This is a genomic window from Actinomadura physcomitrii (assembly GCF_008923205.2).
In the GTDB taxonomy this organism is placed as follows: Bacteria; Actinomycetota; Actinomycetes; order Streptosporangiales; family Streptosporangiaceae; genus Spirillospora; species Spirillospora physcomitrii.
In genome coordinates this window covers 49,913-73,698 of record NZ_WBMS02000033.1, presented here as the reverse complement: position 1 = coordinate 73,698, position 23,786 = coordinate 49,913, and the positions used below count along the sequence as shown (strand labels likewise).

The following is a 23,786-nucleotide window of genomic DNA, read 5'->3' as shown; positions in this document are numbered from 1 at the left end:
CTAGGATTCGGTGACAACGCGAGGGGTGCGGTCGGCGTCACGCCGCATCGCGCGAGGTCGGGCCGCCTCGCCGGGTCGTGGGGCGGATGGGGGCCAAGGCGTGGACGCGGGCCCTGGGAGCCCCGGGCACCTCACCTTCAAGGGGGAGGTTGCCTTGCCGCGGGGTAAGGCCGGGTTAACGGCACGGCAAGGATCGGGCCCGTCCGGAAGGGGTTTCGGACGCGGCCGGGACCCCGCGCGCCCGCGGAATCCCGGCCCTTTGCGGTCATGCGCCGGACGCGATTCGAGCGCGTCCGGAAGGCGTTCCGGCCGGGCCGGGAGCGAAGCGGCTCAGCCGGACTCCGCGAAACGGTCGGTCGCCTCGATGAGCCGGTGCAGGATCCCCGGCTCGCTGTAGGCGTGGCCCGCGTCGTCCACGATGTGGAACTCCGCCTCCGGCCACGCACGGTGCAGGTCCCACGCCGTCGCGGCGGGCGTGCACATGTCGTAGCGGCCCTGCACGATCACGGCCGGGATGTGCCGGATCCTGCCGACGTCCCTGATCAGCTGCTCGTCCTCGAAGAACCCCTCGTTCACGAAGTAGTGGTTCTCGATCCGCGCGAACGCCACCGCGTAGTCCGGCTCGCCGAACCCCTCCGCCAGCTCCGGGTCCGGGCGCAGCGTCAGCGTCGAGCCCTCCCACGTCGCCCACGCCTTCGCCGCCGCGACCCGCACGTCCCGGTCGGCGGAGTTGAGCCGCTCGTGGAACGCGGAGATCAGGTCCTCGCGCTCGTCCTCGGGGATCGGCTCGACGTACTTCTCCCACAGGTCGGGGAAGATCAGCGACGCGCCCTCCTGGTAGAACCAGTACAGCTCGAACGGCCGCAGCGTGAAGACGCCGCGCAGCACCATCTCGGTCACCCGCTCCGGATGCGTCTGCGCGTACGCCAGCGCCAGCGCGCTGCCCCAGCTCCCGCCGAACACCAGCCACCGCTCGATGCCGAGGTGCTCGCGCAGCCGCTCCATGTCGGCGACGAGATGCCAGGTGGTGTTCGCCTCCAGCGACACCTCCGGGTCCTTGGCGTGCGGCAGGCTCCGGCCGCAGTTGCGCTGGTCGAACAGCACGATCCGGTACCGCTCCGGGTCGAACTGCCGGCGGTGCGCGGGGCTGCACCCGCCGCCCGGCCCGCCGTGCAGCATCACCGCCGGCTTCCCGTCGGGGTTCCCGCAGACCTCCCAGTGGATCCGGTTGCCGTCGCCGACGTCCAGCAGCCCCGAGTCGTAGGGCTCGATCGGCGGATACAGGGTGCGAAGCTCCATGGTGCGGAATCATCCCACCCGGCGGCCGGGTCCGCGCTTTCCCGCGCGGCGCGGTGTGACCCGTGGCACCGTTGAGGGGGCGGCGGGAGGCCCGCACCGGGTGTGACCAGGCGTGCGAGCCCCGTCCGCACCGAGAGGCGAGCACGAAACTAAACCCCAAACTGGGCAAACGTTCCGCTGGTCGGCACTAGAGTGCCTTCAGTGAGCGGAGCGACGAGCCCTCGGGCGAGGAGTGACGCGAGCGCCATGTCCATGACAGCCCCCGCGGAACACGGCCCCCGTACGGAGCCGTCGGCGAGGAGACGTGTGAGCGAAGTGACGAGCCGCGAGGCGAGGAACGCAGCGACCCGAGCGGGCGTCCCGGCGCACCGCTCGACCGTCTCCGGACCACGAGGCGAGGAGACCAGTGAGTGAGCTGAACGGATCGGGTGGTCCGCGCGGAGTCCCGGACGCGGGTTCTCCCTGGCCCGCGATGGGGCGCGACCCGGGCCGCGGGTCCGACGTGCCCGTGCCCGCCGCCCAGCAGCCGATCCAGATGGCCAAGCCCGAGCAGCCCGGCCAGGGCCCGGCCGCCGGACGCCCCGAGGGCGAGCAGCCCGAGGCCCAGCCGTGGGACATCGTCGAGCGGCTGCGCCAGATGGCCGACCTCATCGGCGACGCGCTCGCCGCCGGCGAGCGCAAGGTCACCGAGGCGCAGACCGAGACCGCCTCGCAGGTCGCGGCGATCCAGGCGGAGAAGGAGTCGGCGCAGCGCGACGCCGCGGCCGCCTGGGGCGAGGTCCAGCGCGCCCGCGGCCAGGCCGAGCAGGCCGACCGCCGCGCGGTCGACGCCGAGCGCCGCGTCACCGAGGCGCAGAACGAGGCCGCCACGCAGGTGGCGGCGGTCCAGGCGGAGAAGGAGTCGGCGCAGCGCGACGCGGCCGCCGCCTGGGGCGAGGTCCAGCGCGCCCGCGGCCAGGCCGAGCAGGCCGACCGCCGCGCCGTGGACGCCGAGCGCAAGGTGGCCGAGGCCGAGCGCCGCGCCGGCGAGGTGCAGAACGAGGCCGTCACCCAGATCGCCGCCCTCCAGCAGGAGAAGGAGGCCGCGCAGCGCGACGCCGCGGCCGCCTGGAACCAGGCGCAGCAGGGCCGCGCTCAGGCCGACCAGGCGCGCGGGCAGGCCGAGCAGGCCCGCGTCCAGGCCGACCAGGCGCGCGCGCAGGCCGAGCAGGCCCGCGCCCAGATGGAGCAGGCGCAGGCCCAGGCCGAGCAGGCCGAACGCCGCGTCGCCGAGGCCGAGGCGACCGTCCGGCAGGCCATCCAGCAGCGCGACGCGATGAGCGAGGCCCGCGACGACGCGCTGCGCGCCGTCGAGGACGCCGTCGGCGGCCGCCGCTCCGCCGAGGCCGAGCGCGACCGGGTCGCCGAGCAGGCCGCCGAGCTGTCGCGGGCGCTGGAGGCCGCGCACGGCGAGCTGTCGGCGCTGCGCTCCAAGGTGACCGACGCGGAGATGACCGCGCAGAACCTGCAGCACGCCGTCGTCGCCGCCGGCAAGGAGGCCGACGAGACGCGCCGCCGTGCGCAGGAGTCCGAGCGCCGCGCCCAGGAGAACGAGCGCCGCGCCCAGGAGGCGGAGCGGCGCGCTCAGGACGCCGAGCGCCGCGCGCAGGAGGCGATCACCCGCGCCGAGGCCGCCGAGGCCGAGCGGCAGCAGGCCCTGGACACCGCCGCGCAGTCGCTGGAGGCCGCCAAGAAGGCCGAACGCGAGCGCGACGCCAGCGCCAAGGCGCGCGAGGCCGCCGACCGCACCCGGGAGGCCGCGGTGCAGTCGCAGGCGCGCGCCGAGTCGGAGCTGACCCTCGCCCGGGGCCGCGCCGACCAGGCCGGCCGCGAGCGCGACAAGGCGGTCGCCGGGATGCGGCAGATGGCCGCCGAGCGCGACGCGGTCGCCGAGAAGCTCGCCGAACGCGACCAGTGGGTCGACCAGCTCGCCCAGGCCGTCACCGAGCAGCGCGCGCAGATCGCCGAGCTGTCGCAGGAGCGCGACGCCGCCCGGCAGGCCGCCGACCAGGCCAGGTCCCTGATCGACGAGCTGACCCGGCAGCTGCGCACCATCATGCCGACCGCGGCGACCCCGCGGATCTGACCGTCCCCCCGGCCCGCGGGCCGGGGGCGCGGGCCTCCCCGTCCCATACCCTCTGACCAGCGGGAGCGGGACACGCCCGGGATGGCGCACCCGTGCCCGGCTGTTATCCTGGTGGCCCGTGGACAGTGCGGTACCGAGCACGTCGGAACGCCGCCTCGCAACGACCACGGGAGCGCCTTCTTGCCTTCGGCAGCCACTGGTAGATCACGTCCTACCAAGCACCTCTTCGTCACCGGCGGTGTCGCCTCCAGCCTCGGCAAGGGACTGACGGCCTCCAGCCTGGGGCGGCTTCTCACCCTTCGCGGGCTGCGGGTCACCATGCAGAAGCTGGACCCCTACCTCAACGTCGACCCCGGCACCATGAACCCGTTCCAGCACGGCGAGGTGTTCGTCACCGACGACGGCGCCGAGACCGACCTGGACATCGGCCACTACGAGCGGTTCCTGGACACCGAGCTGCACGGGTCCGCGAACGTCACCACCGGCCAGGTGTACTCCAACGTGATCGCCAAGGAGCGGCGCGGCGAGTACCTCGGCGACACCGTGCAGGTGATCCCGCACATCACCAACGAGATCAAGGACCGCATCCGCGGGATGGCCGACGACACCGAGGTCGACATCGTCATCACCGAGGTCGGCGGGACCGTCGGCGACATCGAGTCGCTGCCGTTCCTGGAGTCGGTGCGGCAGATCCGGCACGAGATCGGCCGCGACAACTGCTTCTTCCTGCACGTCTCGCTGCTGCCCTACATCGGGCCGTCCGGCGAGCTGAAGACCAAGCCGACGCAGCACTCCGTCGCCGCGCTGCGCTCCATCGGCATCCAGCCCGACGCGATCGTGTGCCGCTCGGACCGGCCGATCACCGACGGGCTCAAGCACAAGATCAGCCTGATGTGCGACGTGGACCGCGAGGCCGTGGTGTCCGCGGTCGACGCCGCGTCCATCTACGACATCCCGAAGGTGCTGCACGCCGAGGGCCTGGACGCCTACGTGGTGCGCCGGCTCGGGCTGCCGTTCCGGGACGTCGACTGGGGCGCCTGGGACCGGCTGCTGCGCCGCGTCCACAAGCCCGCCCGCGAGGTCACGATCGCGCTGGTCGGCAAGTACATCGACCTCCCGGACGCCTACCTGTCGGTGACGGAGGCGCTGCGGCACGGCGGCTTCGGCAACGACGCCAAGGTGCACATCCGCTGGGTGAAGAGCGACGACTGCGCGACGCCCGAGGGCGCCGAGCGCGAGCTCGACGGCGTGGACGGCGTGCTGATCCCCGGCGGCTTCGGCGTCCGCGGCATCGAGGGCAAGCTCGGCGCGATCCGGCACGCCCGCGAGCACCGCGTCCCGCTGCTCGGCATCTGCCTCGGCCTGCAGTGCATGGTCATCGAGGCGGCCCGCGACCTCGGCGGGCTCGCCGGCGCCGGCAGCGCCGAGTTCGACGCCGCGACCGCCCACCCGGTGGTCGCGACCATGGCCGACCAGGTCGACGTGGTCGCCGGCGAGCGCGACATGGGCGGCACGATGCGGCTCGGCCTCTACCCGGCCGACCTCGCCGACGGGTCGGTGGTGCGGGAGCTGTACGGGGAGGCGAAGGTCTCCGAGCGGCACCGGCACCGCTACGAGGTCAACAACGCCTACCGCGGCCGGCTGGAGGAGGCGGGGCTGCGGTTCTCCGGCCTGTCGCCGGACGGCCGGCTCGTCGAGTACGTCGAGCTGCCCCGCGAGACCCACCCGTTCTTCGTCGGCACGCAGGCGCACCCGGAGTTCCGGTCCCGGCCGACCCGTCCGCACCCGCTGTTCACCGGGCTGGTCGCCGCGGCGATCGAGTACGCCGGCGCCCGCGCGGCGGACGCCTCGGACGCGTCGTGAGCGCGGGCCCCCCGCCCGGCGCCCCGTCCGGCCCCGGGCTCGGCCCGGACGACGTCCGCGACCGGCCGGAGCGCTGGAAGGTCGTCGAGGAGTCGACCGCGTTCACCGGGCACGTGTTCAACGTCCGCCGCGACCGGGTCGAGATGCCGGCCGGCCCCGGCGGCGGCACCGAGGTCGTCGGCCGCGACGTCATCGAGCACCTCGGCTCCGTCGGCGTCCTCGCCCTCGACGACCGCGACCGGGTGCTGATGCTGCGCCAGTACCGGCACCCCGTCGAGCGGCTGCTGTGGGAGACCCCGGCCGGGCTCCGCGACGTCGCGGGCGAGCCGCTGCACGTGCTCGCCCAGCGGGAGCTGCTGGAGGAGGCCGGATACCGGGCCGCGCGCTGGGACACCCTCGCCGACGTGTTCCCCTCGTCGGGGATGTCGAACGAGCGCTGCCGGATCTTCCTCGCCCGCGACGTCGCGCCGGTGCCCGCGGAGGAGATCGACTTCGAGCGGGTGCACGAGGAGGCCGACATGCCGGCGGTGTGGGTGCCGCTGGACGAGGCCGTCCGCAAGGTCCTCGCCGGCGACGTGCACAACATGATCGCCTGCGTGGGGATCCTCGCGGTGCACGCGGCGCGCGCCGCCGGCTACCGCGACCTGCGCCCCGTCGACGCCCCGGAGGACTGACGCCGGCCCGTCGCCCTGACGCGGAACGCCCCGCCTCCCGGTACGGGACGGCGGGGCGTTCCGCGTGCCTCGGCCGCGTTCGGACTCGGCGCGCCGCCGGCCCGGAGGGCGCCGGTGCGGAACGCGACACGGCGGCACCGCAGACCCCTGCACGACGGGGCTGGAGGGGGCATGATGGGGCACGCCGCGAACCGCCTCGAGCCGACCCCGACCGAGCCGCCCGACCGCCAGAAGAGGTGCCGCACTGTCCCCGAGCACGACCCGCCGGCCCGCCGAGCGGCCCCCCGTCCAGGACGCCCCGTCCGGCCAGGACGCCGCGCCCGTGCAGGACGCCGCGCCCGTGCAGGACGCCGCGCCCGTGCAGGACGCCGCGCCCGTGCAGGACGCCGCGCCCGTGCAGGACGCAGCGCCCGTGCGGGGCGCCGGCTCCGCGCTCGAGGCGGCGGTGCGCACCTACCTCGGGCACCTGGCCGTCGAGCGGGGCCTCGCCGCCAACACCCTGTCGTCCTACCGCCGCGACCTGCTGCGCTACGTCCGGGTGCAGGACGGCCGGGGCCGCACCGGAGTCGGCGACATCACCGAGGACGACGTCCGCGCGTTCCTCGTGGGCCTGCGGGAAGGCGACGAGGAGCATCCGCCGCTGTCGGCGGGGTCGGCTGCGCGCGCGCTCGTGGCCGTCCGCGGCCTGCACCGGTTCGCGCTCCGCGAGGGCCTCGCGTCCGACGACCCCGCGCACGACGTCAAACCGCCGACCCCGCCGCGCCGGCTCCCCAAGGCCATCACGCTCGAGGAGGTCGAGCGGCTGCTCGCCGCCGCCGCGGGACCGTCCGACGGCGACGCCGGCACCGCCCGCGGCCTGCGCGACCGCGCGCTGCTGGAACTCCTGTACGGGTCCGGCGCCCGGATCTCCGAGGCGGTCGGCCTGGACGTCGACGACCTCGACCTCGCCGACGGGTTCGCCCGCGTGGCCGGCAAGGGCGGCAAGGCCCGGGTCGTCCCGATCGGCGACTACGCGGCGCGGGCCGTCGACGCCTACCTCGTCCGCGCGCGCCCCGAGCTCGCCGGGGCCGGACGCGGCGGCCCCGCGCTGTTCCTGAACGCCCGCGGCGGGCGGCTGTCGCGGCAGGGCGCCTGGATGGTGCTGCGCGCCGCCGCCGACCGGGCCCGCCTCACGCAGGTGTCGCCGCACACGCTGCGGCACTCGTTCGCCACCCACCTGCTGGACGGCGGCGCCGACGTGCGCGTCGTGCAGGAGTTGCTCGGACACGCCTCCGTGACGACCACGCAGGTCTACACTCTGGTGACGGTACAGCTGCTGCGAGAGGTGTACGCCACCTCGCATCCGCGCGCCCGGAGCTGAGCGTGCCGCCGCGCCCGCGGGGACGCGCGGCCGCGGCGCCGACAAATCCCGACACTCGGCGCGCGTCGGCTTGAGACCCGGGGGACCTGGCCCTAGAGTCCCCGTTCTGGACGGCATTCCCGGCCGCCGGGGAGGGATCTGGTGACCAGCACGAACGGCGGGCATGGAGTCCTCTCCTCCGCCACCATAGAGACCGATCCGAGTCGGGCCCTCGGCCCGACTCAGCGACCCGTGCCCGTCTTTCCGGAGCCGGAGCCGCTGGCGGAGCACGGACCCGCCCGCATCGTCGCCATCTGCAACCAGAAGGGCGGCGTCGGCAAGACGACCACGACGATCAACCTGGGCGCCGCGCTCGCCGAGTACGGCCGCCGGGTGCTGCTCGTCGACTTCGACCCGCAGGGCGCCCTGTCGGTCGGCCTCGGCAAGGGCGACCCGCGCCAGCTCGACATGACGATCCACAACCTGCTGCTCGAGCGCGACACCGAGTGGGAGGACGTCGTCCTGGACACCGGCGTCGACGGCATGGACCTGCTGCCGAGCAACATCGACCTGTCCGGCGCCGAGGTCCAGCTCGTGCACGAGGTCGGCCGCGAGTACATCCTGCAGGGCGCGCTGAAGTCCGCCGTCCCGCACTACGACTACATCCTGATCGACTGCCAGCCGTCGCTCGGCCTGCTGACCGTGAACGCGCTGGCCGCCAGCGAGGGCGTGCTGATCCCGCTGGAGTGCGAGTACTTCGCGATGCGCGGCGTCGCGCTGCTGATGGAGACCATCGACAAGGTGCAGGGCCGGATCAACCCGGGCCTGGTGATCGACGGCGTGCTCGGCACCATGTACGACTCGCGGACCCTGCACACCCGCGAGGTCCTCGGCCGCATCGTCGAGGCCTTCGGTGACAAGGTCTTCCACACGGTCATCAACCGCACGGTACGGTTTCCTGACGCGACCGTCGCCGGGGAGCCGATCACGTACTTCGACCCGAACTCGATGGGCGCGAACGCATACCGGGGTCTGGCGCGGGAGGTGCTCGGAAGGTGGGCTCACGTCGGGTAAGGCTGCCCGGTGTCGATGAGATCTTCCGGCCCACCGCGCCGCCGCCCGGCCCCGCCCCCGGCGCGTCCGGGTGCCCGCCCGCACCCGGGCGCGCACGCCCGGAGCACGCCGTGCGGGAGTACGCCGCTCCCGAGCCCGCCGGCGCCGAGCGCGCGGTGCCGGGCACCGGCCCGTCCCGGATCACGGCGCCGGCCGCCGGCCGCCGCCCCACCGGCCGCCAGCGCCACGACTCCAAGATCACCGTGTACATCTCCTCCGACGAGCTGCTCGCCCTCGAGCAGCTGAGGCTGCGGCTGCGCGCCGACCACGCCCTGCCGGTCGACCGGGGCCGGCTGGTCCGCGAGGCCGTCGCGGCGATGATCGGCGACTTCGACGCGCTCGGCGAGCACAGCACGCTCGTCCGGCGCCTGCGCGACACGTCCTGACCGCCACCCCCGCCCGGTAGGGATCACCATGGCCCAGCCCCCCGACGAGCCGCCCGAGCCGCCCGAGCCGTTCCGCCCGCCACCGCCGATCTACGCGCCGCCGCCCGCGGACGACGGCCCGCCGCCCCCGCCGTACGCGCCGCCGCCCCAGGGCGCCCCGCCTTCGGCCGGTGCGCCGCCGCCCGGAGCCGCGCCGACCGCTTACCCGCTGCCGGGCGCCGGCGCGCCGTACGGACCGCCCGCACGGACCTCGAGCCGCACGCCGCTGATCATCGGGGCGGTCGCGGGCGCGTTCGTCCTCGTCCTGCTGGCCGCCGGCGTGGCCGTCTACCTGGCGACGCGCGGCGGCGGCGGGTACGACGGCGGGCCGACCGACCTCCGGCAGCCGCTGACGCTCCAGCAGGTCTCGGCGGTCTCCCAGGCGCCCTGCGCCGCCGGGACGCTGCCGGAGGCGTCCGGGACGTCCTGCTACCGGCTCGCCGCGGGCGGCATGACCGTCCGCCGCGTCGAGCACATGAAGGCCGAGCCGCCGTCCGGCGGGACCACCACGTGGACGATCCGGATCGACCTGACCAAGGCGGACGCGCGGGCCTTCGCCGGCCTCACCGGAGCGGCGGCGCAGCAGCCGGCCGAGACGCCCGGGCAGCGGATCGCGATGGTCGTCGGCGGGCGGGTGCTGTCGGCCCCGGCGGTCACCGACGGCCCGATCACCGGCGGATCCGTGCAGATCAGCGGCGCCTTCACCCGCGCGAAGGCCGAGGACCTCGTCGCCCGGATCACCGGGCGCCGCCCGTCCTGACGCCCGCCCCGCCCGCGCCCGGCGGTCGGGCGCCCGCACCCCGCCGGGCGTGGGACGATGTGGCCGGTGAGCATGTTGCCGGGGAGCACGGAGCGGGCGGCGTCCTCCGCTACGGTGACCGATGTGGAGGAGACGGCGCCGGAGCAGGGCGGGAGCGAGGGCGAGGCGCAGGGCGAGGGCGGGGAGCAGGGCTTCCGCGTCCACCTCGACAACTTCGACGGCCCCTTCGACCTGCTGCTCGGGCTGATCTCCAAGCACAAGCTCGACATCACCGAGGTGTCCCTGCACAAGGTCACCGACGACTTCATCGCCCACATCCGCTCCTACGGCCGGGACTGGGACCTCGACCAGGCCAGCCACTTCCTGCTGGTCGCCGCGACCCTGCTGGACCTGAAGGCGGCGCGGCTGCTGCCGTCCGGCGAGGTCGACGACGAGGAGGACCTGGCCCTGCTGGAGGCCCGCGACCTGCTGTTCGCCCGCCTGCTGCAGTACCGCGCGTACAAGGAGGTCGCGCAGGTGCTCGCCGCCCGGATGGCCGACGCGGCGAAGCGCTTCCCGCGCGTGGTGCCGATGGAGCCGAAGTTCGCCAACCTGCTGCCGGAGGTGCTGCTCGGCCTCGGCCCGGAGGAGTTCGCCCGGCTCGCCGCCAAGGCCCTCACCCCGAAGGCGCCGCCGTCGGTGTCGGTCGAGCACATGTACCAGCCGAAGGCGAGCGTCAAGGAGCAGGCCGCGATCGTCGTGGAGAAGCTGCGGCGGCTCCGCAGGACCACGTTCCGCGTCCTGGCGTCCGACGCCGACGGCACCTACGAGGTCGTCGCGCGGTTCCTGGCGCTGCTGGAGCTGTACCGGGAGCGGGCCGTCGCGTTCGAGCAGCTCGAGCCGCTCGGCGAGCTGCACGTCACGTGGACCGGCACCGACGAGGGCGACGTGGCGGTCGGCGACGACTACGAGGGCTCCCGCGAGGCCCGGGACGCGGCCGAGAAGGACGGGAAGGACGAGGAGGACGATGACTGAGGGACCCGGCCCGGACGTGCCGGAGGAGGCGCCGGGCGGCGACGGCGCCGAGGGGCGGCCGGCCCTGCGCGCGTCGATAGAGGCGATCCTGCTGGTCGTGGACGAGCCGGTCGCGGAGATCACCCTGGCGCAGCTGCTGGAGCGGCCGCGCGGCGAGGTCGCCGCGACGCTGCGGGAGCTGGCCGCGGAATACACCGAGCAGGGCCGGGGGTTCGACCTCAGGGAGGTCGCCGGCGGCTGGCGGTTCTACACCCGGGACGTGTGCGCCCCGGTGGTGGAGCGGTTCGTCACCGACGGCCAGCAGGCCCGGCTGACGCAGGCCGCGCTGGAGACCCTCGCGGTCGTCGCCTACCGGCAGCCGGTGAGCCGGGCGCGGGTGTCGGCGGTCCGCGGCGTCAACAGCGACGGCGTGATGCGGACGCTGACGCTGCGCGGCCTGATCGAGAACGCCGGCCAGGAACCGGAGACCGGCGCGCACCTGTACCGCACCACCGGGTACTTCCTGGAGCGGCTGGGGCTGCGCGACCTCGGCGAGCTGCCGGAGCTGGCCCCCTTCCTCCCCGACGACCTGCCAGAAGACATAGTTGAGGAATCGTGACTGACAACGAGGGCGTGCGGCTGCAGAAGGTGCTGGCCGAAGCCGGGATCGGCAGCCGCCGCCACTGCGAGGAGCTGATCGGCGAGGGCCGGGTGACCGTCGACGGCAAGCGGGTGTTCCGGTTCGGCGAGCGGGTCGACCCGCGGCGGGCCGTGATCCATGTGGACGGCAAGCGGGTCGAGACCCGCGCCGAGATGCGGTACTACATGATCAACAAGCCGCGCGGCGTGGTCAGCACGATGTCGGACGAGCTGGGCCGCAAGTCCCTGGAGGACTACGTGGACGTGCCGGAGCGGCTGTTCCACGTCGGCCGGCTCGACACCGACACCGAGGGCCTGATCCTGCTCACCAACGACGGGGAGCTCGCCCACCGGCTCACCCATCCGAGCTACGGGGTGTTCAAGACCTACCTCGCCGAGATCCACGGGCCGATCCCGCGCGATCTCGGCAAGCGGCTGCGCGCCGGGGTGACGCTGGAGGACGGGCCCGCCAAGGCGGACCGGTTCCGGGTGTTCGACCAGATCGGCAAGCGGGTGCTCGTGGAGATCACCCTGCACGAGGGGCGCAAGCACATCGTGCGGCGGCTGCTGAAGGAGGTCGGGTTCCCGGTCCAGCAGCTGGCCCGCATAGAGTTCGGGCCGATCAGGCTCGGCCAGCTGAAGCCGGGCACGATGCGGGCGCTGACCGTGCAGGAGGTCGGCGAGCTGTACCAGGCGGTCGGGCTGTAGGCCCGGCGATCGGACGGAGAGGGAGCGACGTGGCGGTACGGGCGGTCCGCGGGGCGACGCAGGTGGACGCCGACGACCGGGAGGAGATCCTGGCGGCGACGACCGAGCTGGTGAGCGAGGTGATGAGCCGCAACGGGCTGACCACCGACGATGTGATCAGCGTGCTGTTCACGGCGACGCCGGACCTGACGGCGGAGTTCCCGGCGCTGGCGGCGCGCAAGCTCGGCTTCCAGGAGGTGCCGCTGATGTGCGCGAGCGAGATCGCGGTGCCGCACGCGCTGCCGCGGGTGATCCGGCTGATGGCGCACGTCGCGACGGACCGTCCGCGCGCGGAGGTCCAGCACGTGTACCTGCGCGGCGCGAAGGCGCTCCGGCTGGACATCGCGCAGTAGCGCCCGAGCGTAGCGAGGCATGGACATCGCGCAGTAGCGCCCGACCGTAGCGAGGCATGGGCCGGCGCGGATCGCGCGGATTGGGCGGACGGGGCGCAGTAGGGTGACGGGCGTGGACGAGGACGTGGTGGGCCGCATCGTCGTGGTCGGGACGGGCTTGATCGGCACGTCGATCGCGCTGGCGATGCGCGAGCGCGGCGCGCGGGTGCTGCTGACCGACCGGGACGCGGCGGCGCTCGCGCTGGCGGTGGAGCTGGGCGCGGGGGAGGCGCTGCCGGACGGCGCGTCCGCGGAGCCCGCGGACCTGGCGGTGCTGGCGGTGCCGCCCGCGGCGGTCGCGGTGACGCTGCTGGACGCGCAGAAGCGCGGCCTGGCGACCGCGTACACCGACGTGGCGAGCGTGAAGGCGCTGCCGCTGGCGCAGGCGGCGGAGCTGGGCTGCGACCTGTCGACGTTCGTCGCGGGGCACCCCCTCGCGGGCAGCGAGCGGTCGGGGCCGGGCGCGGCGCGTCCGGACCTGTTCCTCGGCCGCCCGTGGGCCCTGTGCGCGACGCCGGAGGCGGCGCCGGAGACCCGCGCGAAGGTGACGGCGCTGGCGAAGGCGTGCGGCGCGACGCCGGTGGAGGTGGACGCCGCGGACCACGACCGGGCGGTGGCGCTGGTGTCGCACGGCCCGCACGTGGTGTCGGCGGCGGTGGCGGCGCGGTTGACGGGCGCCGACGAGACGGCGCTGGGCCTGGCGGGGCAGGGCGTCCGGGACGTGACGCGGATCGCGGCGAGCGACCCGCGGCTGTGGATCGGGATCCTGTCGGCGAACGCCGAGCCGGTCGCGGACGTGCTGGAGGCGGTCGCGACGGACCTGGCGGTCGCGGCGTCGCTGCTGCGCGACGGCAGCGAGGGCGCGGCGGCGCACGTCGCGGACCTGCTGCTGCGCGGGAACGCGGGCCGGTCCCGGATCCCGGGCAAGCACGGCGGCGGCCAGTCGGCGTACGCGACGGTGCAGGTGGTCATCCCGGACCGGCCGGGGGAGCTGGCGATGATCTTCCAGGCGGCGGGGGTCGCCGGGGTGAACATCGAGGACGTGGCGATCGAGCATTCGCCGGGCCGCCCGCTGGGCGTGCTGGAGCTGGCGGTGGTGCCGGAGGCGGCGGACCGGCTCGCCGCCGAGCTGCGCTCGCGCGGCTGGTCGGTCCCCGGCCGGTAACCGGGGGCCTGCGAACCCGCGGCGGGCCGCGGTGGTGGGCGCGGGCCGGTAGCCTGAAGCGCCGGGCCCGCGAGGGAGACGCTCGCGTTCCGCCGCCCGCCCCGCCCGCCGCCCGCCCGTGCCGGCGGGCGCTTCGATGCCGACGAAAGGGAGCGATCGTGCCGCTCGTCATCGCCATGGACGGACCCTCCGGTTCGGGCAAGTCCAGCGCGTCCAAGGGCGTCGCCCGCGCGCTCGGCCTGCGCTACCTCGACACCGGCGCGATGTACCGCGCGATGACGTGGTGGATGCTGCGCAACGGCGTCCCGGTGGAGGACGCGGACGCGGTCGCGGCCCGCGCGCAGGACCCGGTGCTCGAGTCGGGCACCGATCCTGACGCCCCGTCGATCAGCGTGGACGGGCAGGACGTGTCGGAGCCGATCCGCACCCGCGAGGTGACGAACGCGGTCAGCGCGGTCAGCGCGGTCCCGGCCGTCCGGGCGCGGCTGGTGGCGCTGCAGCGTGAGATCATTTCGGGCGGGGGCATCGTGGTGGAGGGCCGCGACATCGGCACGGTCGTCGCGCCGGACGCGCCGGTCAAGGTGTACCTGACCGCCAGCGAGGAGGTGCGGGCGGCCCGCCGCGCGAAGGACCTCGCGGCGGACCCGGGCGCGTCGGTGACGGTGACGCGGGCCGAGCAGGCGCGCCGCGACCGGCTGGACTCCACCCGGAAGGCGTCGCCGCTGGCGAAGGCGGCGGACGCGCACGAGATCGACTCGACGGAGCTGGGCCTCGCCGAGGTCATCGAGGCGGTCGTCCGCCTCGCCAAAGAGCATGAGTGAGCGGGCGGCCTGACGGCCCCTGTGGGGATATGACTGTGAGCGATTACGAGATCGAGACCGCGGACGTCGTCGAGGACGTCGCCGCCGACGCCGGCCCGGCGCCGGTGGTGGCGGTGGTGGGGCGGCCCAACGTCGGCAAGTCGACGCTGGTGAACCGGATCCTGGGGCGCCGCGAGGCCGTCGTGGAGGACGTGCCGGGGGTCACCCGGGACCGCGTCGCCTACGACGCGACGTGGTCGGGGCGGCGGTTCACCGTCGTCGACACCGGCGGCTGGCTGCCGGACGCGGCCGGGCTGGCCGCCGCGATCGCCGAGCAGGCGCGCCTCGCGGTGGACCTGGCCGACGTGGTGATGTTCGTGGTGGACGCGACGGTGGGCGCGACGGACGTCGACGAGGCCGTGGTGGAGATCCTGCGCCGGTCCGGCAAGCCGGTGGTGCTGGTGGCCAACAAGGTCGACGACGCGGGCACCGAGGCGGACGCGGCGATGCTGTGGTCGCTCGGCATCGGGGAGCCGCATCCGGTGTCGGCGCTGCACGGCCGTGGCAGCGGGGACCTGCTGGACGCGGTGCTGGAGGCGCTGCCGGCGCCGGCGCCGCGCGAGACGTTCGGGGAGCAGGGCGGGCCGACCCGGATCGCGCTGCTGGGCCGGCCGAACGTCGGCAAGTCGAGCCTGCTGAACCGGCTGGCGGGGGAGAACCGGGCGGTGGTGGACGCGGTGGCGGGCACGACCCGCGACCCGGTCGACGAGCTGATCGAGCTGGGCGGCCGGACGTTCCGGTTCATCGACACGGCGGGGATCCGGCGGCGGCACCGGGAGAACCAGGGCGCCGACTTCTACGCGACGCTGCGCACGCAGTCGGCGCTGGAGCGCGCCGAGGTCGCGGTGGTGCTGGTGGACGCGGACGAGCCGCTCGCCGAGCAGGACCTGCGGATCGTCTCGATGGTGATCGACTCGGGCCGGGCGCTGGTCATCGCGTACAACAAGTGGGACCTGCTGGACGAGGAGCGCCGCCACTACCTGGAGCGCGAGATCGACCGGCAGCTGCACAACGCGCGGTGGGCGCCGCGGGTGAACATCTCGGCGAAGACGGGCCGGCACATGGACCGGTTCGTCCCGGCGATCGACACGGCGCTGGACGGCTGGAACACCCGCGTCCCGACGTCGAAGCTGAACCAGTTCTTCGCCGACCTGGTGAACTCGCATCCCCATCCGGTGCGCGGCGGCAAGCAGCCGCGGGTGCTGTTCGCGACGCAGGCGGGGGTGCGGCCGCCGCGGTTCGTGCTGTTCACGTCCGGGTTCCTGGAGGAGGGGTACCGGCGGTTCATCGAGCGCCGGCTGCGCGAGGAGTTCGGGTTCGCCGGGACGCCGCTGGACATCGCGATGAAGATCCGCGAGAAGCGCGGCAAGGCGCGCAAGTAGCCGGTTTTCCCGCCGCGCGGCCCGCCGAGGATCTTTCCCCGGCGGGCCGCGGCATGTCAGGATGCATCCTGCGGGGTGCGGGTAAGTCTTCCATTACTCGTTGATTCCGCAACGAAAGCGTGTTCTAGTCTGGGTGAGCGGTTCTCCCGGACGTTCATGGCGCGGTCGAGGGGTGCGACGTGAAGCTCTTGCTGCTCATTGCCGTTGCGGTCGCCTGCGTGGCGGCCGGCTTCGTCTGGCGCGAGCCGTGGATCGGCGGCGTCGGCCTGCTCGTCGGGTTCGCCGCGATGTTCACCGACCGCGACGACGTGAAGCTGGACGAGGAGAAGGGCAGCTACGAGACGACCAAGTCCGTGCGGAACATGCGCAGCCGGCACCGCTGAGAGGCGTCCCGGGGCGCCGCCGGATCCGCGCGGGACCACGCCCGCGGACCCGGCGCCGACCGTGCCGCTACCGTTCGCCGCCGCCCTGCTCGCCCGCGACCCGCTGATCGCCCGCGACCCGCTGATCGCCTGCGACCCGCTGATCGCCTGCGACCCGCTGATCGCCTGCGACCCGCTGGTCGCCCGGCGGCCGAGGCGCCCCCGGCGGGCCGGGCTCGGCGGGCTGCCCCGGCCCGGCGTTCTCGCGCGCGTAGCGTCCGAACACCAGCGGCTGCGTGGTGCCGGAGGGCTCCCGGCCCGGCTCGTCCGGCGGCACCGTCTCGCGGACCCCGACCACCGCGAACCGGCCGAGGGCGAGCGCGGCGAGGAACACGATGACGGCGCCGAGCCCGGCGAAGCCGGACAGCTGCTCGGCGAGGTGCCGGCCGTCGCCGGTGCCGAGCGGCGCGCCGGCGCCCGGCACGTCCCACAGCGTGGCGAGCGGCCCGCCCACCACGAACCAGGCGCCGCCGAGGACGCCCAGCCACGCGCCGAGGATCGCGACCGCGCGGTGCGCGCTGAACAGCACGATCAGCCCGCCCAGCACGGTGGCGGCCGCGGGGGCGATGCTGAGCTCGAGCCGGTCGGTGTTGTAGACCCAGGTGTCGTCGGGGGCGAACCCGAAGTCGAAGTACGGGCCGGCGAAGGGGAGCAGGCCGCCCCACAGGCCCAGCAGCACCAGCAGGACCCCGCTGAACCCGCCCCTGCTGCGCGGTACTCGCATGGTCCCAGTCATGATCGATCCTCCTGACCGGGCGACGTGTCTGTTTGCGCCCCCTTTACCCGCGGTGCCCGCCTCCACACCGCCCTTTCAGGCCACGGTGCGGGCGTGCTGCTCCGGGTGTTCGGCGTCGATGTGCCAGCTGATCACGCGCACCGGGCGGATCCGGATCAGGTCGTCGCTGAAGAAGCCCTTGCCGAAGTGCATCTCGCCCTTGACCGGCTCCGCCGTCCCGCGGATCTCCACGCCGCGGCCCCAGCCGGGCCGCACCGCGTCCGGGTCGTCGGGCGCCGTCTTGTCGTCCACGACGAACGACACGTGCGGGTTCGCGAGGACGTTGCGGTACTTGCGGCTGGCGGCGTTGTCCGGGCCGCCGATGTCGATCGTCCCGTCGTCGTTCAGCCGGAACCCGACGGGCCGCACCTGCGGGCCGCCGTCCGGGCCGATCGTGGACAGCCGGCCGAGCTCCTGGCCGGCCAGGTACGCGCGCTCCGCAGGGGTGAAAGGGTCGCTCATCGTCGCTCTCCGATCGTCAGTGGTGCTCCCGGAGCCGACGCTAGGACCTCAACCGCGATTCAGGTCAACCGCGGTGCTCTCCGGGGCGGGCGGGGCGCCGGGGGAGGCGGCGTCGCGGAAGGCGGGGGCGAGGCGGCCGTCGAGGGCGTCGCGGACGAAGCGGCCGAGCGCGGCGACCGCCGCCCGGGACTCGGGCAGCAGCGGGCCGAACATCTGGAAGACGTGGATCTGCCGGTCCCACACCTGCAGGGTCGCGGGCACGCCCGCCTCGGCGAGCCGCCGCGCCATCAGCTCCGAGTCGCAGTACAGCAGCTCGGTGGAGCCCGCCGTCAGCAGGACGGGCGGCAGCCCGGCGAGGTCGGCGCGGACGGGGGAGACCGCCGGGTCCTTGAGGTCGAGGTGGCCGAGGAAGGTCTCGACGAGCCTCTCCAGCAGCACGCCCGGGTCGGACGGGTCGAGGCCCATGTTGGCGTGCGCGAGCTTGTCGGTCAGGTCCATGTCGAGCACCGGGGACAGCGCGGCGAGCGCCGCCGGCATCGGCAGCCCCTCGTCGCGGGCGCGCAGCGCGGTGGCGAAGGTGAGGTGCCCGCCCGCCGAGTCGCCCATGATGACGATGTTCGCGGGGTCGACGCCGCGGTCGTCCAGCAGCCAGCGGTAGGCGGTGAGGCAGTCCTCGACCTCCCGCTCGAACGGGACGGCGGGGATCATCCGGTAGTCGACCGACAGCGCGGGCACGCCGGCGGCGGCGCTGAACGAGGCGACCATCCGGCGGTGGGTGTTGAGGCCGCAGCAGACCCAGCCGCCGCCGTGCAGGTACAGGATCACCCGGTCGCGGGCGGACGACGCGCCGGGCCCGCGCACCCATTCCGCGCCGAACCCGTCGAAGCGGACCTTCTCCGTGCGGACGCGGCGCGGCGCCGGGGCCCGGCCCGCGAGCCGGTCGAGGGCCGCCGCGCGCCGCAGCGCGCGGTCGTCGAACGGGAGCGCGGCGGCCTTGGCGAGCCGGGGGCGCAGGAAGCGGCGGATGCCCGCCGAGACGGCGCGGGACCGCAGGCTCGCGGTCCCGTGGCGTTCGATGACCAGGGTCGTCGGGCGTGGCTGCGGCACCGGGTCCTCCTCGCGACGGGGGTGTGAGTCGATGGTGACACCCGGCCGCGGCTCTCCCGAAACCGGGGCGGATGAGGCCCGGCCGTGGCAGATACCAGAGACAACACGCCTAAGGGCTTGCAATATCTGGCCATATCCGGCGATGCAGGTCGAATCTGCGAGGGCTACGATCGTCCCTCGTGACGACGTTCAGGATCAGTGAGGCGGCCGCGCTGCTCGGCGTCAGCGCCGACACCGTCCGGCGCTGGGTCGACGTCGGGCGGCTGCCGGCCGAGCGCGACGAGCACGGCCACCGGCGGGTGCCGGGCGCCGAGCTGGCCGCCTTCGTGCGCGACCAGGCGGGCGGCGGCGCGGCGCCCGAGCCGGGCGAGCGGTTCTCCTCGGCGCGCAACCGGCTGCGCGGGATCGTCACCGAGGTCGTCCGCGACGGCGTGATGGCGCAGGTGGAGATCCAGGCGGGCCCGTTCCGGCTGGTGTCGCTGATGAGCCGCGAGGCGGCCGACGAGCTCGGCCTGCGGGTCGGCGTCGTCGCCGAGGCGGTGGTGAAGTCGACGAACGTCGTCGTCGAGGTGTCCGACCCGGGCTGAACCCCCTTGAGGAGTGACATGTTCAAGCGCACATCGGCGGCCGTGCCCGCCGTGTCCCTGGCGGTGCTGACGGCGCTGGCGGCGGCGGGCTGCGGCGACACCGGCGACGACGAGTCTTCGGGCGGCGGCGGGTCCAAGACCCTCACCGTGTTCGCGGCGGCCTCGCTCACCGAGACGTTCACCGCGCTCGGCAAGACCTTCGAGTCCGCGCATCCGGGGGTGAAGGTCCGGTTCAACTTCGGCGGCAGCGACAGCCTCGCGCAGGGCATCACGCAGGGCGCCCCCGCGGACGTGTTCGCCTCCGCCAGCCCGGCGACGATGAAGACCGTCACCGACGCGGGGGACGCCGACGGGACGCCGCAGGTGTTCACCCGCAACCGGCTGGTCATCGCCGTCCCGCCGAAGAACTCCGGCAAGGTCGCCAAGCTGGCGGACCTGTCGCGGTCTGGGCTCAAGGTCGTGCTCTGCGCGCCGAAGGTGCCGTGCGGCGCGGCGGCGAAGAAGGCGCTCGCGGCGGCGAACGTCAAGGTCGAGCCCGCGTCCGAGGAGAGCGACGTCAAGGCCGTGCTCACCAAGGTCAGCCTGGACGAGGCCGACGCCGGGCTCGTCTACCGCACCGACGCCAAGGCCGCGGCGGGCAAGGTGAAGGCCATCGAGTTCCCCGAGTCGGCGAAGGCCGTCAACGACTATCCGATCGTCGAGGTGAAGAAGGCTCCGCAGGACGCGCTCGCCAAGCAGTTCATCCAGCTCGTCCTCGGGGCGCAGGGCCGGGCGGTGCTCACCGGGGCGGGCTTCGAGGCGCCGTGAGCCGGTCCGGCCGGCCGCCCTGGTTCCTGCTGCTGCCCGCGTTGGCCGGGCTGGCGTTCCTGGTGCTGCCGCTGGCCGGGCTGCTCGCCCGCGCGCCGTGGTCCACCCTCGGCACCCGGCTCGGCCAGGGCCAGGTGCTGGAGGCGCTGCGGCTGTCGCTGCTGAGCGCGACGGTCAGCACCGGCGTGTGCCTGCTGCTCGGCGTGCCGCTGGCCTGGGTGCTGGCGCGGGCGTCGTTCCCCGGCCTGCGGCTCGTCCGGGCGCTGGTCACGGTGCCGCTGGTGCTGCCGCCGGTCGTCGGCGGCGTGGCGCTGCTGCTGGCGCTCGGCCGCCGCGGGCTGGTCGGCGAGTGGCTCGACTCGGCGTTCGGGATCACGCTGCCGTTCACCACCGCCGCGGTGGTGCTCGCCGAGACGTTCGTCGCGATGCCGTTCCTGGTGATCAGCGTGGAGGGGGCGCTGCGCGCCGCCGACCTGCGCTACGAGGAGGCCGCCGCCACCCTCGGCGCCGGCCGCTGGACGATCTTCCGCCGGGTCACGCTGCCGCTGGTGGCGCCGGGCGTCGCGGCCGGCGCGGTGCTGTGCTGGGCGCGGGCCCTCGGCGAGTTCGGCGCGACGATCACCTTCGCGGGCAACTTCCCGGGCCGGACGCAGACGATGCCGCTCGCGGTGTACCTCGCGCTGCAGGACGACCCGCAGGCCGCGATCGTGCTGAGCCTGGTGCTGCTCGCGGTGTCGGTGGCCGTGCTGGCGGCGCTGCGCGACCGCTGGGTCGAGACGTGATCCGGGGGGCGGCGTGAAGGGGCTGGACGCGCGGCTCGTCGTGCGGCGGGCGGCGTTCGAGCTGGACCTCGCGCTCGCCGCCGCGCCCGGCGAGGTCGTGGCGCTGCTCGGGCCGAACGGCGCGGGCAAGAGCACCGCGCTGCGCGCGCTCGCCGGGCTCGTCGCGATGCCGGACGGCCACATCCGGCTGGACGGCACGGACCTGCGCCCGCTGCCCGCCGAGCGCCGCGGCGTCGGCATGGTCTTCCAGGACTACCTGCTGTTCCCGCACCTCAGCGTCCTGGAGAACGTCGCGTTCGGGCCGCGCTGCCAGAACGCCGGACGGCGGGCCGCGCGGCGCCGCGCCGCGCAGTGGCTGGAGCGGGTGGGGCTCGCCGAGTACGCGTCCGCGCGCCCCCGGGCGCTGTCGGGCGGGCAGGCGCAGCGGGTCGCGCTGGCGCGCGCGCTGGCCGTCGAGCCGGGCCTGCTGCTGCTGGACGAGCCGCTCGCCGCGCTCGACGCGCACACCCGGCTGGAGATCCGCGCCGCGCTGCGCCGGCATCTGGCCGGGTTCGAGGGCGCCGCCGTGCTCGTCACCCACGACCCGCTGGACGCGATGGTGCTGGCCGACCGGATCGTCGTGGTGGAGGACGGCCGGCTGGTGCAGGAGGGCACGCCGGCGGAGGTGGCCCGGCGGCCGCGCACGGACTACGTCGCGAGGCTCGTCGGGCTGAACCTGTACCGGGGGAAGGCCGAGGGCGGCACCGTAGTCATCGGCGGCACCGAAGGCGAGCATGCGCTGGACACAGTCGACTCGCTTTCGGGTGAGGTGTTCCTGGCCTTCGCGCCATCGTCGGTCGCGCTGTACCGCACTCGCCCCGACGGCAGCCCGCGCAACCTGTGGCGTGCGCGTGTCGCGGCGGTCGAACGGCACGGGGACCGGGTGCGGGTGCGGTTGTCCGGGCCGCCTTTCGACGCCGTCGCGGACATCACTCCGGCCTCTGTCGCGGAACTGGATTTGTCCGAGGGCAGCACGATATGGGCGGCCGTGAAGGCCACCGAAACCCACGTTTACCCAGCTTGAGCGGGTCCGAGCCGAGGGCGGCGGCGCGCCGCCGTCGGCGCCCGTGCCTCAGTGATATCAATCACAAAACCTGCACGGGAAGGCCCAGAAGGCGACGGGATTGGTCCAGACCAAATGGCAAAAACGTCGGGTCTTGTTCATCATGCAAACATCCTGCGAACAGCTGAAGGAGTTGCCCGTGTCCAACCAGGTCCCCGGCCTCGACCAGGCCCCTACCGGCCACACCGAACTCGTGGAGTGGGTACGCGGGATCGCCGAGCTGACCAAGCCCGACCGCGTCGAGTGGTGCGACGGCTCGGACGAGGAGTGGGAGCGCCTGACCGGCCTCCTCGTCGAGCAGGGCACCCTCACGCGCCTCGACCCGGCCAAACGGCCCAACAGCTTCCACGCCGCCTCCGACCCGACCGACGTCGCCCGCGTCGAGGACCGGACCTTCATCTGCTCCGAGAAGGAGGAGGACGCCGGCCCGACCAACAACTGGGTCGCGCCGGCCGAGATGAAGCAGACCCTCGACGGGCTCTTCGACGGCTGCATGAAGGGCCGCACCATGTACGTGGTGCCGTTCTGCATGGGCCCGCTGGGCGGCAACATCTCCCAGCTCGGCGTCGAGATCACCGACTCCGCCTACGTCGCGGTCTCGATGAAGATCATGACGCGGATGGGCGCGGGCGCCCTGCGGCTGATCGAGGAGCGCGGCACCTTCGTCAAGGCCGTCCACTCGGTGGGCGCGCCGCTGGAGCCGGGGCAGGCCGACGCCAAGTGGCCGTGCAACTCCACCAAGTACATCACCCACTTCCCCGAGACCCGGGAGATCTGGTCCTACGGGTCCGGCTACGGCGGCAACGCCCTGCTGGGCAAGAAGTGCTACGCGCTGCGCATCGCCTCGACGATGGCGCGTGACGAGGGCTGGATGGCCGAGCACATGCTCATCCTGAAGCTCACCCCGCCGGAGGGCGAGACCCGCTACGTCGCCGCCGCCTTCCCGTCGGCGTGCGGCAAGACCAACCTCGCCATGCTCGAGCCGACCGTCCCGGGCTGGAAGGTCGAGACGATCGGCGACGACATCGCCTGGATGCGGTTCGGCGACGACGGCCGGCTCTACGCCATCAACCCCGAGGCCGGCTTCTTCGGCGTCGCGCCCGGCACCGGCGAGAGCACCAACGCCAACGCGGTCAAGACGCTGTGGGGCAACAGCATCTTCACCAACGTCGCGCTCACCGACGACGGCGACGTCTGGTGGGAGGGCCTCACCGACGAGCCGCCCGCGCACCTGACCGACTGGAAGGGCAACGACTGGACGCCCGCGTCCGAGACGCCCGCCGCGCACCCGAACGCCCGCTTCACCACCCCGGCCGGGCAGTGCCCGATCGCGGCGGACGAGTGGGAGGACCCGAAGGGCGTGCCGATCTCGGCGATCCTGTTCGGCGGCCGCCGCGCGTCCGCCGTCCCGCTGGTCACCGAGTCCTTCGACTGGCAGCACGGCGTGTTCCTCGGCGCCAACATCGCGTCCGAGAAGACCGCCGCCGCCGAGGGCACGGTCGGCGAGCTGCGCCGCGACCCGTTCGCCATGCTGCCGTTCTGCGGCTACAACATGGGCGACTACTTCGGCCACTGGCTGGAGATCGGCAAGGCCACCGACGCCGAGAAGCTGCCGCGGATCTACTACGTCAACTGGTTCCGCAAGAACGCCGACGGCAAGTTCATCTGGCCCGGCTTCGGCGAGAACAGCCGCGTGCTGAAGTGGATCGTCGAGCGGCTGAACGGCAAGGCCGACGCCGCCAAGTCCCCGATCGGGCAGCTGCCGACGAGGGAGTCGCTGGACACCTCCGGCCTGCGGATCGACGACGCCGACCTGGAGACGCTGCTGTCGGTCGACAACGAGGTGTGGAAGCAGGAGGCCGCCCTCGTGCCGGAGTTCTTCGAGAAGTTCGGCGACCACATGCCGAAGGCCCTGTGGGACGAGTACCACGACCTGGTGCGCCGCCTGGAGGCCTGATCCGGCACC

At 74.2% G+C, this 23,786-nt stretch carries 24 protein-coding genes; 20 read left to right on the top strand and 4 right to left on the bottom strand.

The annotated features are described in order from the left end of the window. Positions 1–330 precede the first annotated feature (330 nt). Entirely contained in the window at positions 331–1,299 is a 969-nt protein-coding gene (gene pip / locus F8568_RS32740) for a prolyl aminopeptidase (protein ID WP_151597557.1), read from the bottom strand. Between the two features lie 406 nt (positions 1,300–1,705). On the opposite strand from pip, the gene F8568_RS32735 reads away from it, so the two are divergent. From F8568_RS32735 to F8568_RS32665, 15 genes are all read left to right on the top strand, one after another. After that, on the top strand, positions 1,706–3,424 hold the full coding sequence (locus tag F8568_RS32735; RefSeq protein ID WP_151597556.1) for a hypothetical protein: 1,719 nt from the start codon (positions 1,706–1,708) through the stop codon (positions 3,422–3,424). Positions 3,425–3,604: 180 nt separating this feature from the next. Continuing rightward, on the top strand, positions 3,605–5,287 hold the full coding sequence (locus tag F8568_RS32730) for a CTP synthase (RefSeq protein ID WP_151597555.1): 1,683 nt from the start codon (positions 3,605–3,607) through the stop codon (positions 5,285–5,287). Continuing rightward, the gene (locus F8568_RS32725; RefSeq protein WP_151597554.1) at positions 5,284–5,961 is read left to right on the top strand and encodes an NUDIX domain-containing protein; all 678 of its coding nucleotides are present in this window, start codon (positions 5,284–5,286) and stop codon (positions 5,959–5,961) included. Before F8568_RS32730 ends, F8568_RS32725 begins: the two co-directional genes overlap by 4 nt. Positions 5,962–6,355: 394 nt before the next feature. Further along, positions 6,356–7,321, top strand: coding sequence for a site-specific tyrosine recombinase XerD (locus F8568_RS32720; RefSeq protein ID WP_407924502.1), 966 nt, complete (start codon positions 6,356–6,358; stop codon positions 7,319–7,321). A gap of 186 nt (positions 7,322–7,507) precedes the next feature. Further along, positions 7,508–8,374: a ParA family protein gene (locus F8568_RS32715; protein ID WP_328601128.1), complete on the top strand. Its 867-nt coding sequence runs from the start codon at positions 7,508–7,510 to the stop codon at positions 8,372–8,374. Next, entirely contained in the window at positions 8,356–8,799 is a 444-nt protein-coding gene (locus F8568_RS32710; protein WP_151597552.1) for a hypothetical protein, read from the top strand. Before F8568_RS32715 ends, F8568_RS32710 begins: the two co-directional genes overlap by 19 nt. A gap of 28 nt (positions 8,800–8,827) precedes the next feature. Then, the gene (locus F8568_RS32705) at positions 8,828–9,598 is read left to right on the top strand and encodes a SecDF P1 head subdomain-containing protein (protein ID WP_151597551.1); all 771 of its coding nucleotides are present in this window, start codon (positions 8,828–8,830) and stop codon (positions 9,596–9,598) included. Positions 9,599–9,670: 72 nt separating this feature from the next. Then, positions 9,671–10,612: a segregation and condensation protein A gene (locus F8568_RS32700; RefSeq protein WP_151597592.1), complete on the top strand. Its 942-nt coding sequence runs from the start codon at positions 9,671–9,673 to the stop codon at positions 10,610–10,612. After that, positions 10,605–11,210 (top strand): SMC-Scp complex subunit ScpB, encoded by a 606-nt coding sequence (gene scpB, locus F8568_RS32695; protein ID WP_151597550.1) that lies wholly within the window; start codon positions 10,605–10,607, stop codon positions 11,208–11,210. The genes F8568_RS32700 and scpB overlap by 8 nt, the downstream gene beginning before the upstream one ends. Then, a complete protein-coding gene (locus F8568_RS32690) occupies positions 11,207–11,938 on the top strand; it encodes a pseudouridine synthase (RefSeq protein WP_328601126.1) in 732 nt (243 codons plus the stop codon). The genes scpB and F8568_RS32690 overlap by 4 nt, the downstream gene beginning before the upstream one ends. 29 nt (positions 11,939–11,967) lie before the next feature. Continuing rightward, positions 11,968–12,330 (top strand): chorismate mutase, encoded by a 363-nt coding sequence (aroH, locus tag F8568_RS32685; RefSeq protein WP_151597548.1) that lies wholly within the window; start codon positions 11,968–11,970, stop codon positions 12,328–12,330. Positions 12,331–12,433: 103 nt separating this feature from the next. Further along, positions 12,434–13,534: a prephenate dehydrogenase gene (locus F8568_RS32680; RefSeq protein ID WP_407924501.1), complete on the top strand. Its 1,101-nt coding sequence runs from the start codon at positions 12,434–12,436 to the stop codon at positions 13,532–13,534. Positions 13,535–13,692: 158 nt separating this feature from the next. Further along, positions 13,693–14,355 carry a (d)CMP kinase gene (gene cmk, locus F8568_RS32675; RefSeq protein WP_328601124.1) on the top strand — a complete coding sequence of 221 codons (663 nt, stop codon included), beginning with the start codon at positions 13,693–13,695 and terminating at the stop codon, positions 14,353–14,355. A 35-nt stretch (positions 14,356–14,390) separates the two neighbouring features. Further along, positions 14,391–15,776, top strand: a complete 1,386-nt coding sequence (gene der / locus F8568_RS32670; protein ID WP_456236965.1) for a ribosome biogenesis GTPase Der — start codon at positions 14,391–14,393, stop codon at positions 15,774–15,776. A 179-nt stretch (positions 15,777–15,955) separates the two neighbouring features. Further along, the gene (locus F8568_RS32665) at positions 15,956–16,159 is read left to right on the top strand and encodes a hypothetical protein (RefSeq protein WP_151597546.1); all 204 of its coding nucleotides are present in this window, start codon (positions 15,956–15,958) and stop codon (positions 16,157–16,159) included. 67 nt (positions 16,160–16,226) lie between these two features. Here the strand turns inward: F8568_RS32665 and F8568_RS32660 are convergent, their stop codons facing one another. From F8568_RS32660 to F8568_RS32650, 3 genes are all read right to left on the bottom strand, one after another. Beyond that, positions 16,227–16,934: a hypothetical protein gene (locus tag F8568_RS32660; protein ID WP_151597545.1), complete on the bottom strand. Its 708-nt coding sequence runs from the start codon at positions 16,932–16,934 to the stop codon at positions 16,227–16,229. Positions 16,935–17,009: 75 nt separating this feature from the next. Continuing rightward, complete coding sequence (locus F8568_RS32655) at positions 17,010–17,435, bottom strand: PPOX class F420-dependent oxidoreductase (protein ID WP_151597544.1); 426 nt, start codon at positions 17,433–17,435, stop codon at positions 17,010–17,012. Between the two features lie 48 nt (positions 17,436–17,483). Then, positions 17,484–18,542 carry an alpha/beta hydrolase gene (locus F8568_RS32650; RefSeq protein ID WP_151597543.1) on the bottom strand — a complete coding sequence of 353 codons (1,059 nt, stop codon included), beginning with the start codon at positions 18,540–18,542 and terminating at the stop codon, positions 17,484–17,486. A gap of 179 nt (positions 18,543–18,721) precedes the next feature. Here F8568_RS32650 and F8568_RS32645 point away from each other — a divergent pair, with 179 nt between their 5' ends. The 5 genes from F8568_RS32645 (at position 18,722) to F8568_RS32625 (ending at position 23,777) form a co-directional block, all read left to right on the top strand. Continuing rightward, positions 18,722–19,129 (top strand): TOBE domain-containing protein, encoded by a 408-nt coding sequence (locus F8568_RS32645; protein WP_151597542.1) that lies wholly within the window; start codon positions 18,722–18,724, stop codon positions 19,127–19,129. A gap of 18 nt (positions 19,130–19,147) precedes the next feature. After that, on the top strand, positions 19,148–19,936 hold the full coding sequence (gene modA / locus F8568_RS32640; RefSeq protein ID WP_151597541.1) for a molybdate ABC transporter substrate-binding protein: 789 nt from the start codon (positions 19,148–19,150) through the stop codon (positions 19,934–19,936). Continuing rightward, positions 19,933–20,718, top strand: coding sequence for a molybdate ABC transporter permease subunit (modB, locus tag F8568_RS32635; protein ID WP_151597540.1), 786 nt, complete (start codon positions 19,933–19,935; stop codon positions 20,716–20,718). The genes modA and modB overlap by 4 nt, the downstream gene beginning before the upstream one ends. Positions 20,719–20,731: 13 nt before the next feature. Next, positions 20,732–21,781: an ABC transporter ATP-binding protein gene (locus tag F8568_RS32630; protein ID WP_151597539.1), complete on the top strand. Its 1,050-nt coding sequence runs from the start codon at positions 20,732–20,734 to the stop codon at positions 21,779–21,781. Positions 21,782–21,959: 178 nt separating this feature from the next. Further along, complete coding sequence (locus tag F8568_RS32625) at positions 21,960–23,777, top strand: phosphoenolpyruvate carboxykinase (GTP) (RefSeq protein WP_328601123.1); 1,818 nt, start codon at positions 21,960–21,962, stop codon at positions 23,775–23,777. The last annotated feature ends 9 nt before the right edge of the window (positions 23,778–23,786 follow it).